This is a genomic window from Hoylesella buccalis ATCC 35310, from assembly GCF_025151385.1.
Classification (GTDB): Bacteria; Bacteroidota; Bacteroidia; order Bacteroidales; family Bacteroidaceae; genus Prevotella; species Prevotella buccalis.
In genome coordinates, this window is sequence record NZ_CP102287.1 from 3146197 (window position 1) to 3162968 (window position 16772).

12 protein-coding genes and 3 pseudogenes are annotated in these 16772 nt (G+C 44.7%); 7 read left to right on the plus strand and 8 right to left on the minus strand.

The annotated features are described in order from the left end of the window. The 3 genes and pseudogenes from NQ518_RS12950 to NQ518_RS12960 all read right to left on the minus strand — a co-directional run. Nucleotides 1–339: pseudogene (locus NQ518_RS12950) on the minus strand (IS1634 family transposase); the annotation flags it as partial. Between the two features lie 53 nt (nt 340–392). Continuing rightward, nucleotides 393–1565, minus strand: coding sequence for an IS4 family transposase (locus NQ518_RS12955; RefSeq protein WP_227208630.1), 1173 nt, complete (start codon nt 1563–1565; stop codon nt 393–395). A 132-nt stretch (nt 1566–1697) separates the two neighbouring features. Continuing rightward, nucleotides 1698–2888, minus strand: a pseudogene (locus NQ518_RS12960) (IS1634 family transposase); the annotation flags it as partial. Between the two features lie 137 nt (nt 2889–3025). Here NQ518_RS12960 and NQ518_RS12965 point away from each other — a divergent pair. Beyond that, nucleotides 3026–3877 (plus strand): annotated as a pseudogene (locus NQ518_RS12965) (relaxase/mobilization nuclease domain-containing protein); the annotation flags it as partial. Nucleotides 3878–4588: 711 nt separating this feature from the next. After that, on the plus strand, nt 4589–5110 hold the full coding sequence (locus tag NQ518_RS12970) for a hypothetical protein (RefSeq protein WP_227207702.1): 522 nt from the start codon (nt 4589–4591) through the stop codon (nt 5108–5110). A 36-nt stretch (nt 5111–5146) separates the two neighbouring features. Here the strand turns inward: NQ518_RS12970 and NQ518_RS12975 are convergent, their stop codons facing one another. The 5 genes from NQ518_RS12975 to NQ518_RS12995 all read right to left on the minus strand — a co-directional run bounded on the left by NQ518_RS12975 (nt 5147) and on the right by NQ518_RS12995 (nt 11664). After that, entirely contained in the window at nt 5147–6067 is a 921-nt protein-coding gene (locus tag NQ518_RS12975) for a DNA/RNA non-specific endonuclease (protein ID WP_227207701.1), read from the minus strand. A gap of 91 nt (nt 6068–6158) precedes the next feature. Then, nucleotides 6159–6410: a type B 50S ribosomal protein L31 gene (locus NQ518_RS12980; RefSeq protein WP_004349399.1), complete on the minus strand. Its 252-nt coding sequence runs from the start codon at nt 6408–6410 to the stop codon at nt 6159–6161. Nucleotides 6411–6506: 96 nt separating this feature from the next. Beyond that, entirely contained in the window at nt 6507–8138 is a 1632-nt protein-coding gene (locus NQ518_RS12985; protein WP_227207700.1) for a choice-of-anchor J domain-containing protein, read from the minus strand. A 95-nt stretch (nt 8139–8233) separates the two neighbouring features. Beyond that, the gene (locus NQ518_RS12990) at nt 8234–9091 is read right to left on the minus strand and encodes a DUF5689 domain-containing protein (RefSeq protein ID WP_227207699.1); all 858 of its coding nucleotides are present in this window, start codon (nt 9089–9091) and stop codon (nt 8234–8236) included. 14 nt (nt 9092–9105) lie between these two features. Further along, nucleotides 9106–11664, minus strand: a complete 2559-nt coding sequence (locus NQ518_RS12995) for a TonB-dependent receptor (RefSeq protein WP_227207705.1) — start codon at nt 11662–11664, stop codon at nt 9106–9108. A gap of 234 nt (nt 11665–11898) precedes the next feature. Between NQ518_RS12995 and NQ518_RS13000 the strand changes: the two genes are divergently transcribed. The 5 genes from NQ518_RS13000 to trxB all read left to right on the plus strand — a co-directional run bounded on the left by NQ518_RS13000 (nt 11899) and on the right by trxB (nt 16594). Further along, entirely contained in the window at nt 11899–12954 is a 1056-nt protein-coding gene (locus NQ518_RS13000) for an endonuclease/exonuclease/phosphatase family protein (protein ID WP_227207698.1), read from the plus strand. Between the two features lie 523 nt (nt 12955–13477). Next, on the plus strand, nt 13478–14068 hold the full coding sequence (locus NQ518_RS13005) for a uracil-DNA glycosylase family protein (RefSeq protein WP_227207697.1): 591 nt from the start codon (nt 13478–13480) through the stop codon (nt 14066–14068). Nucleotides 14069–14079: 11 nt separating this feature from the next. Further along, a complete protein-coding gene (gene udk, locus NQ518_RS13010; protein WP_004349409.1) occupies nt 14080–14730 on the plus strand; it encodes a uridine kinase in 651 nt (216 codons plus the stop codon). 249 nt (nt 14731–14979) lie between these two features. Next, on the plus strand, nt 14980–15528 hold the full coding sequence (locus NQ518_RS13015) for a glutathione peroxidase (protein ID WP_227207693.1): 549 nt from the start codon (nt 14980–14982) through the stop codon (nt 15526–15528). Nucleotides 15529–15640: 112 nt separating this feature from the next. Next, a complete protein-coding gene (gene trxB / locus NQ518_RS13020; RefSeq protein WP_227207691.1) occupies nt 15641–16594 on the plus strand; it encodes a thioredoxin-disulfide reductase in 954 nt (317 codons plus the stop codon). Nucleotides 16595–16772: the final 178 nt, after the last annotated feature.

A 16772-nucleotide genomic window follows, 5' to 3' on the forward strand; every position in this document is an offset into this window, starting at 1 on the left:
TCATCGTGTCACCCAAAAATCTTCGTCAAAGAGTTTAGCTATTCTCTGATGTCTTGCCATCAGCATAGTCTGCGTATAAACCTCCTTGTTCAGAGGTAGCTTGATTTGTATCGTTGTAATGGTCTTTGCCAATGCAAGCACCTTGTCTATGCTCATCTTAATCTCTGAGACTTTCAACATACGCTCCAATTCCTTGTATACTTTCAAAGCCACGAAGCAGATGCATATATGAGCCTCGATTCGTTTGCGCGTAAAGTGAAACATGGGACGTATCTCTATCTTTGATTTGGCTATGCGGAAGGCTCGTTCCACATGCCAAAGGTTGTGATATGCCGTGTATCACTACTGTCCACGAAAACCCTTTAACATTTCAAAAAGTAACAAATTGATAGTTACCCATCAAAATTGAGGCAGAGCTGCAGGTTTTTTCCTTCAGTAAATTCTTCCTCTTTCTGTTCAATGAGCAAGTCACACAATGGCATTTTTGTCAACAATGCCGTGCTTAAAATTCTTAGAACATCATAGGTTTGAAGCTTTAGCCCCATACATTCTTGTACGATAACGACAAGACAATATGCAATGATAGCTGCATAGATTTGTATTTTTACAGCATTCTCCGAGGTTCCATAAAACTCTTTGATGCGCAGATGTTGCTTCAGCCATTTGAAGAACAGTTCTACTCTCCATCTGTATTTGTAAAGCATAGCAACCTGTTCCGCTGTAATTTCAAAATTGTTCGTGTAAAATACAAATGTCCTATTACCATCATAGTCATAGAATACCACTCGTCGAAGTTTATTTGGATATTGCTTCTTAGTCTTGTATCCCTTGAAACGTATAATTTGGTCAGCCATAATTCCAGATGAAGGGTTGTTGTATTCTTTATCCTCTATGACCTCAAACGGCATTTTATGCTTCTCTCTCACGACAAAGTAAGCTTCTGCTCCTTCTATTATATAAAGTTTCCTAGTTGCCATATACGCTCTGTCAAATATATAGAAACTCTCTTTCTCATAGGGAATTAGCTCCATCACTTGAGAATCGTGAACTGAAGCGTCTGTAATGACAGAAAATGTCGGAATGTCTGTCTTCACGTCATACAGTTCATGCAATTTCACTCCTCCTTTCCCATGATGCAGTTTAGTCCACCAGTATACAGAAAGGCACAATGATATTGTTGAGGAGTCAAACGCATAGACATTGTTCGATATGAAGAAGTCCTTGACGACTCCTCGTTTCTCTCTTGCTATGGAAACCATCTTGTCTGCAAACTCTTGGAATATCTTGACTTCGCGTATTTCATTGGCCTTGCTCAAATTGCTTCTACTGACATTCTTTCCAAAACCAAGATGGTGGAACGCTGACTTGAACGGAGTGATGGTTACAATAAGGTCTCGTAATCCCTCACGATTAGACAACTGACCAAATAGAAGAACCATCAGATGATTCCAACAAGTGAAACTCTTCACATATTTATTACCTTCATACTTTTTTATCAACCATTTGAAATGGTCTGTCGGCAGAAAGTCGCACAGCTGTGAAAATACGTATCGACCTTTGTTCATAAGTATCTGCTTTCAAATTGTAATTTGTGGCAAAGATACTCTTTTCAAAAGTAGGGAGTCTATTTTATCTCCTACAAGCTTGTATTTATAGGCGTTTCAAGAGATTATTAAAAGATTTTCGTGGACAGTAGTGGCCGTGTATATGTCCTGTATTGGTATATCCGTATTGGTGAGATATCCCTTTAGGCCGTCCCATTTGGAGTCGTCGGCAACACGGTCATAATTGATGGCGACTTTCACTTCACCATCCATGGATAAGAACTTATTGTAACCTCTCTTGTTGATGTTGCCTTTCGTGAGCGCACCATGCTTGTAAGCCTTTTCCAACCTGCGTATTCCCTTTTCCCGGTTATAGGCATCTTTCTTAGCACGGTCATCTGTATAGCCGACCAAGAGACGACGTCCGCCTCCTTTGTCATATTCAACCATCTGGCAGTCGCGCTTGGGCTGTTCCAGTATCCAGTTCTTGACCTCTTGACTTTCATTCTTTATCTTCGCACCTATTATATACTTGTAGCCGTGCGATTCAAGTTCCGCTATGTTGGCATTGTTCATCAGACCAGAATCTGCCACTACAACGAAGTTTTCCAATCCGTATTTGCTTACAAACTCGTTTATCGTCGGCAGCATCGTATGACCCTCATATTTGTTGCCTTCATGGATGCAATAGGCAAGCGGATAGCCACCAAGGCTGACAAGCAGTCCAAGTATGATTTGAGGATTACTGTGACGTCCCTCTTTCGAGAAACCTGTCTTGCGTAATTCGTCCTCATAATCCGCTTCAAAGTAAAGTGTGGTAACATCATAGAATAACACACCGATATTTCCACCGAACAGTTTAGCTGTATGTTGCACGCTTATGTCCTGTACGATTTCGTGCTGATGGTCGCTAAGCTTGTCAAGATAGCGATAGATTTTTGAGAGATCCATATCTTCGTCAAAGTGGTTTTTAAGGTATTCCACCGTGGCAGCTTTGCTTGTTGGATATGCCAAACGAGCCTTAACAAGCTTGCGGAATACATCATCGTCAATCCGATTGAAACCAATCCTGTCAAACGTGCGGTCTAATATCAAGTCGCATCCGTTGAGAAAGATATTGCTGACATTGGACAGGACACGGCGGACTTCTTCACGCTCATGGTCACAGGCCTCACGTTCCTCGCCGAATAGATCAAGCTGGGGCTGGCGGCGTGAATTCTCTCTGGAAATCCATTCTTTTGCTTCAATGACAAGATTTTCAACCTCACCTTCATTATAGGCTACTCCAATTGTGGCAAGTTCCTTCATTTTGCCTCCAATTTTCTCAACAACGATAACTCCGATATTGCCAGATGGATATTTCTTTTGCGGACAAACATAGTTAAAATATCTTTCGTGTCACCCAATATTAGATGACACAAAGATACAAAATAGTGTTTATCAACCAGTTATAAAATACATGTTTTTTGAGTGACGAAGTCAGGAAAAAGCTGTCTGTGTCCGAATATATGTGGATAGCACATTTGTTTGCCAAGCGAATGGGACTTGACAACCACCAATGGGTGGCAGTAACGCACAAGGACACCGATAATAGACACATTCACATAATTGCTAACCGTATCAGTCTGTATGGAGAAGTCTATGATACCACCTTTGTGAGCAATAGGGCTGCAAGGGTGGCAGAGGAAATCAGCAGGGAGAAAGGCTTGACCATTGCAAAAGAGGTCAAGGCAGAAAGGAAACACCAAAAGGAAAAAGCCAGCCCTACAAGAGAGCAAACAAAGCAGCAGGTGCAGAAGATTTGCTACACCTTGCTTGACAAGTACAAAGGAACAGGCGTCAAGGGGCATTCCATGTTCCTTTATGAATTGAACAAAAACGGCATTACCATAGAGCGTATGAAGAACAAGCAGGGCAAGGTATATGGCTTGAAGTTCTCATACGCAGGGCAATCCTTCAAGGCTTCCGAAATCGGCAGGGAGTTCGGCTACCATTCCTTGCAGAAGAACTTTGAAACAACCAACAAGGAAGAATCAAGGAAACCACATCTAACAGTACAAGAGCCGACAGAAAAGAGAGAACAATCTGATACAGGCTACCAACTTGTACCTCCAAGCCGCTCCTCAATTTCACGAGACAATGACACACCACAAGTGCAGAGTCCTATTAGTACAGTGGCAGACACCATCGTTAGCGCAGCCGATGAAGTTGTGGAAGGGTTAGGCGATTTGATTACACCAAGTACACTAGGCTATGACTTAACCGAAGCTGCATGGCAGCGCAAACTCAGATACCAAGCTAACAGAAAGAAGAAACGTGGAAGGGGAATATAAACATAGCAGCATACAAAAAGTGCAGAATAAAGAATATCTCATCAAAAACGCTTGTTATTCGGTAACAAAGTATTATCTTTGCAAACGGAATAACAAGCGTTCTTTGTTAGGCAGAAAACAGCGAAGCCAAGTAGCTCGCTCGTTTCCAAATCGTTACCTGTTTAGTTTCACTAACAATGTAACTTCTTTATTTTCAGATAGATATATTTTTATAATTATCTTATGCTACAATTTACATCCTATTGGAGGTCTTTTTTGCACCAAAAAAGGAATTTTTGTCCCAAACACGATACTTTTTGATTTCGATTTAGGTTTCAAAATCATATAAGGTGCTAATAATCAAATAGATAATCAAACTTGCCCATAATGAGCTTATTTTCACCCGCAGAGTAAGTTGATTGAAAAAACGCCCAGCATTTGTGTTAAAAAAACGTTGTGCCATACGAGATATCACTGATAAAACGTTCCGTTTGTTTAGAAACAATAAGCGCCTTTTTTTCTTGAAAGTGCCGTGTGAATTGAGCCGTCTTTTCAACATGCTGCCGCTATGATTTAGAGGTAGGCGATGGGGAATATACAGGTATTTTCCCCAACAAGGTAGGAAAAACCCTACGCAGCAATAGTGAAAACATCTTTGGATATACTGAATCTATTGTGTATTTTTGCAATAGATAAAATTATGAAACTTTAAAATATACGACGATGAAAAAGATGATGAAATTATTACCTATCGTGTTTATGGCACTCTTCACGATCAGCGTTACCTCATGTAGCGACGACAATGATTATTATTATGAAGACCCTTACGATAACTCTCAGGACGTGCTGTATGAGATGGCACAGACCCTGCGTGGACATTGGACGGGAAAGACGGCTGCTCGCTTTAGAGTTCAAAATGGACAGTTGCGGGAAGAGGTGTACGACACCGACATAGAATTTGATATGTACGATTCCAACTCGCGCAGTGGTCGTGGCCGTCAGGTGGATTATTTCAATGGGGAAGTGGCTTACGATAGAACGTTCTCTTGGGCAATCGATTCTCGCTCAGGTGACATCATTATTACCTATGATGGTGAAAATGGGAAGAAATTCCAGATGATCATTGATTATGACGACATGAAACTCGATGATCACACGTTCTCTGGTGTGATGGTTGGCGATGGCGAGTCGGATGAGTTTGCCTACAAGCGCTACACTTATGCCAAGAAGGTGACGATGGATTTTGAGGAGTGATGAAGTTGAGCCGGGGTCGGTTGCCGTCGCTGATGATTAGGGCAACCCCCAGGCTCGTTGCACTTTCTCTACCGGTAATGTTTCTACTCGGCGTTCGATAGCGTCGGGTAGGTTGCAGAAAAAGTCGATGCCGGTCTTCTGTTCCAGTTCGTGGATGTTGACGACGTATTTGCCGAGCGACGTGTCACCGTTGGCCTCGTGTTCCACCCAGAAGCCTAGAGCCTTGTAACCCATCTTGTTCTTGCACAACACGGCCATGAAAAAGTATTTGGGTACGATGAGCCCTTGACCGAGGGTGGTCAGTATTTGGCTGCGATTGTCTATCGTTCCACCTTTGCAGACGTACAAGGTGTCACGAAAACTGTCTTGATTCCACGATCTTATTTGTGCTTCCATGTTCTTCCAAACTCCATCATTGAAGGCGTGTACTTGTGGCATCATGTTGGAGAGATAAAAGGTTTGGATGTTGGCTTCTCTTGACCCCAGACGGTCGGCCGAGGGACAGATGTGGCCGTGGTCATAGCCCGTACGCCAGAACGGATCTCTGTCAAACTGATAGGTCGAGGGAATATTCTCGTCGCGTGGATATTGGTTGGTATCCGATCGGTAGCGGCTGGTGTGGGCTTCGCTAACGCCTCGGTACATCTGGTAGCAGCTCCAGCGTAGTGATTTCTTGCTGGTGTCCCACTCGGTGCAAAAGTTCACGCCACGCTCGCCTGTGCGTTTGTTGAGCAGTGCCTTGTGCACGATGATCATGCTGCTGCCTCCTTTCACTTTTGGGAACTCCAAACGACTGACCTCAGGAGGCATCATGGGGTTGCCAACGGTGGACATGCCGTTATATTGATTGGCGTTGACGTTGGCTTCAGCAGACTCTTTTGAACCATTGTCGTCACTGCATGATGCCAGTGCGAGGATGGCGAAGAGTGGGAAGAGGAAATGGTTGAATTTGTTCATCGGCGTGTGGTGGAATGAAAAAAGTGCGACCGACCGTATATGCAACTACGCCCGAACGCACTTTCTTGTCGTCAAAAAAAAGTTTTGTATCTTATTTCTGAATCTTACCGTAACGGTTCATGAAGCGGTCTACGCGACCTGCCGTGTCAACAAGTTTGCTCTTACCGGTATAGAATGGGTGCGAGCTGCTTGAGATTTCTACTTTTACCACTGGGTAAGTTTCGCCTTCAAATTCTACTGTCTCGTTACTCTTGCATGTAGACTTTGTAAGGAACATATCGCCGTTGGACATATCTTTGAATACGACGGGGCGATAGTTTTCTGGATGAATTCCTTTTTTCATTTTGATTTCTTATTGAATATAATTGAATTAACTAAGCTATATGGGCTGCAAAAGTACAAAGAATTTTGCATCCCACCAAATTATCTTTGCAGTTTTTTATTTCGCGTATGTAATGGTGATGGCACTGATGCGCAACTGTGTACCTCCCTTGTTTTCTGTAAAATCATTTATCAATGTAACTGTTGAGTTGCTCAATGGTTCAAATTTAACGTTCGTATCGCTAACTTTCTTGGTAGGCACTTGTGTTGTTCCATTAAGCATATAGGCTTTGTCGTTGCCATTATACAACTTGCCACCGAATCCGTCTGTCGTTTTGATGCTAACCGACACGATTGTTTTCTTGGCTTTGATAATCATGGTGTTCTTTGCATACAGTCGCACAGCAGCATATTTTGGACCATAGTAGGCTGGTGGGGTAGTGCCCTCGCCTTGACCGAATGTAATTACGGTTCCATCGGTATAGGTGTACGAAGTTGCTGGCTTCTTGTCCTCAAATTTCATGTTAGCTGCCTGAATAGTAATGCTTTCTCCTGCGTCTGGTGTAACAGAGGGCTCGTCAGGTGTACCACCTTCAGACTCGGTACCTTCTTTTACCGTGAGATTTTTCACCTCCCAAGTGGCAGAATTGGCGTTGCAAGTGTATTTGAGGGCAATCACTACCTTTCCTTTGCCTTGCATTTCTTTCGGTAAGTTGGCTGAAAACTTATAGAATGTTGTCCAATCTGTTCCCTCCTTCAATGTTCCAGTGATGTCTGTCCATTTGGTGGTGAGCGGGTCTCCTGTGTATTCATCGGTCACCAGTACTTGGTTGGCTACGCCCTCTTTAGGCTTTCCATTGAACGTGGCATAACGTAGTATGTATTCAAACGAAACATGTGCACCTTTGCTTGCAGTCATGTCCATGGGTTTGGATACGATGTAAGCCTCTGATGGGGTTGTTTTCTTACTGCCATTGTCATAGCCTGTCGCTTTTGCTGTCTTGAAGTCAATAATCCAAGGTAATCCTTTTGCTTTAATGGAATTGAAGACTCCAAAAGAAGTGGCAAACGACTCGTTGATATAGGTGCCATTCACAGGTTTCAGTACATCAGGCTTTGGCTCGTCTGGCGTTTCTGGGTTTTCTGTTACTTCCCCTTCTTTTACCGTAACATTCTTCACTTCCCATGTACGTGAACCTTTATCCGTTGCCGAATAATAGAAGGCAATACGCACCTTATCCTTTCCGATATAGGCAGCTGGAAGATTCTTTGCGTAGGTAGCGAAAGTGGTCCAATCTGTCCCTTGTGTCAGTTTTCCAGTGATGTCTTCCCATTCTGTTTTTGTAGGGTCGCCCGTGTAGTTCGAAGTAATCAGTACTTTGTCGACTCCGTCTCTGCTCATATACTGGATGATATATTCAAACTTGAGGTAGGCACCTTTTGATTTCGATAGATTGATTTCAGGCGAAATCAGGTAACTCTCCGAGGGTGTATTCGTCTTACTGCTGTTATCGTAGCCCGAAGCCTTGGCAGTTTTGAAGTCTATTTTCCATGGCGTACCCATTTGGGTGATGACTTTAAATTTCCCTATACTTGTTGCGAAAGCTTCATGGAGGTACTCGCCAGGGGTTTCTTCATTGCTTCCGTTGTTGTCCTCTGGTAACTCGTAGGGTGCTGGTACGTCTTCGCAGCTGCTCAATGTGAATGCTGTGAAAACGATAGCAGCGAGAGAATAAAGTAACTTTTTCATCTTTATGTCTTTTGTATTATGGTTCATAATGGATTGATGGTGTAAGCTTATTTTGTCTGTGGGCTATTTCTTGTGCCCGTACATTTCATGTTGTCCTATTCTGCGGGCTTGATGTCATCAGCCGAGCGCAATAAGATTTGCCATGTATTGCGGAATCTTGTAAAGATGCCTGTAATGTCTACCGCTCCTGTGGGCATGGGTTGATTTGCAAAATCTGCAAAGGTGCTGGTACGCACCACCATTGTTCTGCTATTGATACCCTTCAGTGTGCGGTTGGCTGCATTAGCAATAAGGGCGATGCTCCCGTCCTTTGGGGCAAATACAGCTTTGCCGTTGGCTCCTTCTAACTGCACATTCTTTAGCGTCATCAGCATGCCACTGTTGTTTGTTAAATATTGCTGATTGCTTATCTTACTTTGGTCAAAGACAGTAGGTTTCACTTTTTCAGGTTGAGGTGTGCCCAATAATTTGAAATGCCTCATCCACACAAACCTATTCATGCGTCCCACTTGTTGTGAACCGTCACGCTTATTGATGTATATACCTCCTACTTGTGCCTGACTGCCATATCCTCCTATGATGAGTCCTTTGAGTGATATCAGCACCTCTTGACCAACAGGAAGGTAACCGTAGAGGCCACCTTGAGCTACAGAGATAAGTATAGCACCCGTTTCGTCTTGCATTGCAAACTGATTGTAGATGTTACCTTCCACGTCATTTCCAGTTATCCAACCCTTGATTTGGATGTCTTCTGTAATTTCTTCTAAGCCACTTGCGGCAATTACTCCTTGGTATTGCTGTTTCAATTGGGCAATGTTTAGCACCTTCGTTTCTGTGAGTTCATTGTTGCCGTAGGGCGACTGGTTCAACTGCGGTGCATCGTAATCGTCAGCCATGCAACCACTCAGGCATACACAAGCAAGTGCAATGACTATATATTTTATTTTCTTCATGTCGTTGAGATTTATTAGAATCTGTAAGATATTTGGAACATTCCGTTGATGCCGTAAGCATAATATTTCTTCGGATTGCGTGGAAACTTGTATGTACGTGGATTTATCGTCCCATCATCCTTCACTGTGTAGTCGCTTCGACTTTGTTCATAGCCTCCCGTTACGATGCGTTGATTGTTGAGAAGGTTGGTTACCATGAGGTTCAAGTTCAGCTGTCCTTTCTTCAATCGGATGCTCTTACCAATGCTACCGTCCAACATGAAACCGCCTTTGCCTTTGGCTTGTTCGGGTACGATGTAATTTCCTTCATTATCAATACTATTCCTAACACGTAGCGTACTCTCATACCGATAGCTTGGAGAATAGAATAAATAGATGCGATCGTAATAATTTCCGTTCAAATCTACAAACCATCCGCCTTGATGGAAACTCAATCCAAGACTTGCAGCAGTAAGCGGTGTTCCTCCTTCGCGCATACCTTTGTTGTACACAGTCTCGTCCACGTATTTCGCTTCTGTTGAGTTGAGGTAGCGCACCTTGGCATTATTGATGTTTTTAGCTTCACTCCATGTGCCGAGTGTGGTAAGATCTAAATAAGATGCGAGCTTAAAGCGTGCCCCCAATTCTACACCGTACGCCTCTTTTTCAATGCCAGTCATCGAAACATAAGAGAAGGAATTGATGTCATCCAAATAGAAGTTTTGCCATTCGGTAACATGATTCATCCTATTGTAGTAGGCGTTGATGTTGGCGTGTACCCATGCATTTTGGTATTGATAACCCAACTCACTACTGAAAACTTGTTGATTCTTGAGATTCAACACAAAGTCGTTGTTCATTTCGGGCGATGCAAAGGCTGTGCGTGCCGTTGGAGCGCGCCACTCATATCCTGCTCCTACAGATACAATGTTGCCCAGTCCAGCATCCCATGTGATACTGGCTTTGCCGCCACCGTCTAAGAATTTGGCGTGTCCACTCTTGCCATACGAATTTTCTGGGAACAATCCGTTGCGCATATAGCCTTGGCGTTGCATGTCTGTGTCGCCTACTTTTCCTGCAACCATGAGATGAAAGCGACCCATATTGGCTAAGTAATTGGACCAAACAAGTGCTTTGTGAATCAGGATATCGTAATCGTAGCCAAACTTGTCGCCTTTGCCTACCAAACGTCCTGTCCTATCTGCTCCCATTGTGTTAAGGTCGTATTGCACGGCATCGCTACTTTTAGGATAATAGCCTACGGCATAAGTGTTGATGTTGTGGAAACTATTGGCACCCAACAAATCTTCCATTGTCTGATAATGCCCACCTTGATTTCGACCTAATACAGCCCCAATGTTCCATGTCTGGTTCTTACTTAATTTTGTGGTAAGCGTTGACGCTAAATTCATCACAAAGTTGTCATTGTGCTTGGCTTGCACATAATACAGCGCGTCACTGCCTGTCTTGGCTGCTTGTTGATTTGCCCAGTACAATCGGTCCCATTTCACTTGGCGGTTTTCTTTTGCGGCTGTCCAGTAGTTGTACGCCTCATTCCATTCTAAGAAAGCTGCATGACTTTTAGCATTGCGGTTGGCTTCATCGCCCCAAACCTCATAATAGCTACTGGGAAGATTTTTCCAATAGTCGGGTTGTGGGTTCTCTGCGTTGTTATAGTTCAGTTTCGTGCTCTTATATTTGCTATATTTACCAAAGAGCGATGTGGTGAGTTTCGTGTCTTTAGCAATATCCCAGTCCCACGTGAGAAGGGCAGATGGAGCAAAATCGTTCACTACTCGTGAGTTTCTTATCTTTCCATTTTGGTAGCCCCAATAGGGATTGTAGAGGTAATTGTTAGCCAACCAGTAGACTTCGTCTGTGGATGCGCCCTGCGATGCACGCTCGGTAGGGTTGCCCCATGTAGAGAGCGACAGCGAATGTCCATTCGTCCACCGTTTTTGTATCGCTAAGAAATAGGAAAGCGAGTTATAAAATGTACCTTCTACATATCCTTTGTTCGCCCAGCGATAAGTAAGGTTGGCAGCTATTGCCCAACCGTTGGCATTGAATCCAGAGGCATAAGTGTACATGCCACGTGCCGAGTAACTGCGGTTGGCAGCTCCTAACGACAGTCTATTTCCTGCTGCCATGCTCCCTGCACGGAAGTCATAATTGTAGCTGCCAGCCAATGCATTCATGGCAAAGCTGTTGCTTTCAAAAGGCAGTGCAAAGTCAACGTTGCGGGTTTGCTGGTTCAGTCCGCCTATCATGGAATATCTAAACTGCCCACTCTCCATGTCGTTCATCGGTACACCGTTGATATATACGTCGTTATACTCTTGTGATAAGGCACGATAGCGAAAACGTACGGGTGAGAATCGATAGCCTACTCCTGAGACATAAGCATTGGTGCTTGAGTTGAGAATCATCACATTTTGGGTCATGTTTTCATCTTCACCCAATTGTGCTTCCGTAAAAGTAAATGCCGACTCATCCATCATAGGATTCTTGTTGGTCTTTGTCTTGTCGTTTTGAGCAAAGGTTAACGACGCATAACAAAGGGCAAGAAGTGCTAATTTGAGCTTTTGTTGCATCATAGAAGATTTTTCTTAAGTATGATAATATTTATTGCAAAGTAACAAAATATATTTCAATGTTGGAAGAGAATAAACGTATTTTTTGCCCGCCACGTTATTTAATTAGCAGAAAACAATTATCTTTGCATCACATAGTAGGAGAGTTGATGCTGTCGGTTCAAATCTGTTGAACTGGCGCCCTATCGACTGAATGATTGAACGACTCCTCTTTACCAAATTAATAGCTCGACAATGAAAAAACAAATCATGCTTTCACTCCTCTTGGTCTTAGGACTTTTGAGGCTCAATGCACAAACAAATTATTCTGTTTATGGCGTAGGTTTTTACAATCAAGAGAACCTTTTTGACACCTGTCACGATAAAGGAAAGAATGATTATGACTTCCTGCCCACGGGTTCGTATAAGTGGGACAAACTCAAATATACCAACAAGTTGCGCAATATGGCACGTGCTTTGGCAGATATGGGTACAGATGTGTTGCCAAAGGTGGGTTGTGCCATGATAGGACTCAGCGAAGTAGAGAATGCACGCGTTCTTGATGCGTTGGTTGCCCAGCCACCTCTTGCCGCTCGAGGTTATCGATATATCCATGTGGAAGGGCCAGACAGGCGTGGCATTGATTGTGCTTTGTTGTACAATCCTCAACTTTTCACACCTCAAACGGTGAAATTGGTGCCGTATGTTCCGCAACTTCCCAAAGATAGTGCTTTCCATACCCGTGGCTACCTCACCGTGACAGGGACGTTAGGTGGCGAGCATGTTGCGGTCATTGTGTGTCACTGGCCGAGCCGTTACAGTGGGTCTTATTATAGAGAGGTGGCAGCTGCGCAGGTGAAAGCGGTAAAGGATTCGCTTTTACACCTTGACCCAGCCATCAAAGTGATGGTCATGGGCGACATGAACGACGACCCTGTGAACAAGAGTATGGCTGAGGTGCTTTCCGCCAAAGCTGAAATTGACGACGTGGGGGATGGCGATATGTACAATCCTTGGTACAACGTACTGGCTAAGCAAGGTAAAGGAACGCTGATGTACAATGGATCATGGAACCTTTTCGACCAGATTGTGCTGTCGCCGAACCTGCTTAATAAAAAAGGTGTAAAGGACTTCTCGTCGCTTAAATATTGGAAACATCAAATCCAACACCGCGACTATCTCATCCAAACCACTGGCAAATATAAGGGTGCACCCAAGCGTACGACGGCCGGAGGTGTGTGGCTCAATGGCTACAGTGACCACCTACCGGTAGTGGTGTACTTGGTGAAACAACAACAGAAGGTACTTTGAACTTTGAGGTTTGAACTTTGAACTTTATGGTTAGCAAAGCTATTAACTTGTCAATTTGTGAAGTTGTGAACACATCTACTCATCAACCAATCAACTCATACATGCAACCCCACCTACTCCCCTCCCTCTTTGTTTCTCCCCTCCTTTGGAGGGGACGGGGGAGGCTGTATGAGGTGAGGCTTTAATCTCAATGACTTTGCCCTCCAAAGTCAATGAGTTTGCACCCCAAAGTCAATGAGTTTAGAACGACGTATGATTTTGTGAGCTACCTTATAAGGAATCTAATAGGAATTATCCGCTGGCGAGAGCAGATTAAAGCAATTAACTCGTAAACATATAAATTTCAAACTCGTATACATATAAACTTGTGAACTCGTCAACTTGTGAACTCGTCAACTATTGAACTTGTAATCCAGTCAACTCATACATGCACAACCATCTACTCCTCTCTCTCCTCTTGTATCTCCCCTCCTTTGGAGGGGTTGGGGGAGGCTTTCCGGGGAGATAGGCTGCCCTACCCACAATGATAGAAACTCATCCCTTTGAACCATTCTTGCCCAAGAATGCTACCTTGCTGATGTTGGGCACGTTTCCGCCGGCTCCCAAGCGGTGGTGCATGCCGTTCTATTACCCCAACTTCCAGAATGACATGTGGCGCATCTTCGGATATTTGTTTTTCGGTGATAAACAACATTTTGTGAATCAGCGGGACAAAACGTTCCATTTGGACGCACTGAAAGGCTTTCTCAAAGAAAGAGGTGTAGCTCTTTTCGATACTGCCCTGCGTGTGCGCCGAACCAAAAACACCGCATCTGACAAGGATTTGGAAATCATCGAGCCGGCCGATCTCGATGGCTTGCTGCGGGCTTTGCCGCATTGTTCAGCCGTACTCACGGCTGGTCAAAAGGCTACGGCCATCTTCACCCGCCATTTTGGCATCACTGCGCCGGTGATGGGAGCCTACGTCACGTTCAGCTTCGACGGTCGACCGATGCGGTTATACCGCATGCCCAGCTCTTCGCGAGCCTATCCCATGAAGCTGGAGAGGAAGGCAGAAAGCTATCGGGTGATGTTCGAAGACGTGCTGGGACTGCCCCCTAAAAAGACTGAATAAAACAAACAAATATGATGACAGATAAAGAACGAAATCATGAAGTGACCGTCATTGGCATTGCAGGCGGCACCGGATCTGGGAAGACCACGGTGGTCAGGAAGATTGTTGAGGCCTTGCCGCCTAATCATGTGGCCGTGGTGCCACTCGACTCGTATTACAACGACACCTCAGAAATGACCGAGGAGGAGCGCCATGCCATCAACTTTGACCATCCCGATGCCTTTGATTGGAAGCTGCTCATCAAGCAGGTGAACGAATTGCGCGAGGGTGAACCCATCGAGCAGCCCACCTATTCTTATTTAAAGTGCAACCGCCTGCCTGAAACCATCCATGTGGAGCCCAGGCCAGTGATTATCATCGAGGGCATCATGACGCTGCTCAACAAGCGACTGCGCGAGATGATGGATCTGAAGGTGTTCGTTGATTGCGATCCCGACGAGCGGCTCATCCGCAACATCCAGCGCGATACCATCGAACGGGGGCGGGATGTTAACATGGTGGTTCAGCGATACTTGGACGTGCTGAAGCCAATGCACGAGCAGTTCATCGAGCCCACCAAGCGTTTTGCTGACGTGATTATCCCGCAAGGAGGGGAGAATCTCAAGGGCATTGACATCCTCTGTAAATATGTCGAGCGCCTGGTGCTGATGAATTTAAGTTGACCCATGAACAGTGCGGAGGCGTGAGTCGAAATGGTTTCATGATGCACCTCTTGCCGTTTCCGATTAGACGTTTTCCTTCTTTTGGGTTATAAATTAATATTTATTCGCATTCCGTACCGTCGGAATGTCGATTTTATTCGCTATCTTTGCGAGAGCAAGATGGTTGAATCGTCAATGGAGATTGATTCGTCCTCATCATCAATACAACTACGACATTGTAACATATTCATTTATAATAAACAGAAGAAAATGAAAACAATTTATGATTTTTCAGTAAAAGACAGAAAAGGTAACGATGTATCTCTCAAGGAGTATGCCAACGAAGTGCTGTTGATTGTCAATACAGCGACAAAATGTGGTTTCACTCCTCAATACGAAGAGCTGGAGAAGCTCTACGAGAAATACCATGCAAAAGGTTTCGAAATCCTTGATTTCCCTTGCAACCAATTTGGACAGCAGGCACCAGGAACGGACGAGAGCATCCACGAGTTCTGCAAACTGACATACGGTACCGAATTCCCACGCTTCAAGAAAATCAAAGTAAACGGTGACGATGCCGACCCACTTTACAAGTTCCTCAAAGAGCAGAAAGGCTTTGCAGGCTGGGATATGAGTCACCCTATCGCTCCTGTTCTTGTTGACATCCTGTCAAAAGAAGATCCCGATTACGAGCAGAAGCCCGACATCAAATGGAATTTCACCAAGTTCCTTATCAACAAACAGGGACAGGTTGTCGCACGCTTCGAGCCCACAGAGAAGTTAGAGCATGTCGCTCAACAAATCGAGGAACTGTTATAATGGAAAGTGAAAAAGGTGAAATCCGCATGCATCCGTATGTGTGTTTCACCTTTTTCGTTTCATCTTTCCCATTTTTCGTTGCAGCGTTCACAACGCTCATTTCATATTTTACATGATGGAACAGCAAAAACAATATACCCGTTGCCTCATTGTTGGTAGCGGACCGGCAGGCTATACGGCTGCCATCTATGCGGCTCGCGCCAATCTCAACCCCGTTCTTTATTGCGGATTGCAGACGGGCGGCCAGCTCACTCAAACCACTGAGGTGGAGAATTTTCCCGGTTACCCCGAGGGTGTCGACGGCAATCAAATGATGATGGATTTGCGTCAGCAGGCCGAACGCTACGGAACCGATATCCGAGACGGTGAGATTGTCAAGGCTGACTTGACTAAAGCGCCTTACAAGCTGGTCACTGACAGTGGCGATGAGCTTCAGGCAGAGACCGTTATTATCGCCACAGGAGCATCTGCCAAGTATCTTGGCTTAGACGATGAGGAGAAATATAAGGGGCAAGGTGTGAGTGCCTGTGCCACTTGTGACGGATTTTTCTATCGCGGCAAGGTGGTGGCTGTCGTGGGTGGTGGCGACACAGCTTGCGAAGAAGCAACCTATTTGGCTGGCCTTTGCAGTAAGGTGTACATGATTGTGCGCAAAGATTATCTGCGTGCCTCTGATGTGATGCAACAACGTGTGGAAGAGAACGAGAAGATAGAGATACTCTATAAGCACAACGCCACTGGCCTCTATGGTGAGAATGGCGTTGAGGGCGTACACCTGGTTAAGCATCTGGGCGAGGAAAACGAGGAGCGTTACGACCTGCCTATCGATGGTTTCTTCTTAGCTATTGGGCACACTCCCAACTCGTCTGTGTTCAAAGACTTCCTTGAAACCAATCAAGCGGGCTACATCAAGACCATCCCTGGTACGCCCAAGACTAAGATTCCCGGTGTGTATGCGGCTGGCGACGTGGCTGATCCCGTATATCGTCAGGCTGTCGTAGCTGCGGGAACAGGTTGTCAGGCTGCCCTTGAGGCAGAGCGATACCTTACTGAAATCAATAAATAATCTTGGACTTGCGTTGGATTTAAGAGTATAAAACCTTACTTTCAGCATGCCGTAGGGATATGATTTTGTACGCTCAAACATGACGGCAGAGCTGACAAGATGGAAAAATAAAAGCGGTCTATAGCACACGATGAGTGTTATAGACCGCTTTTTGTCACATTGTTTTTATCTTTCTTCC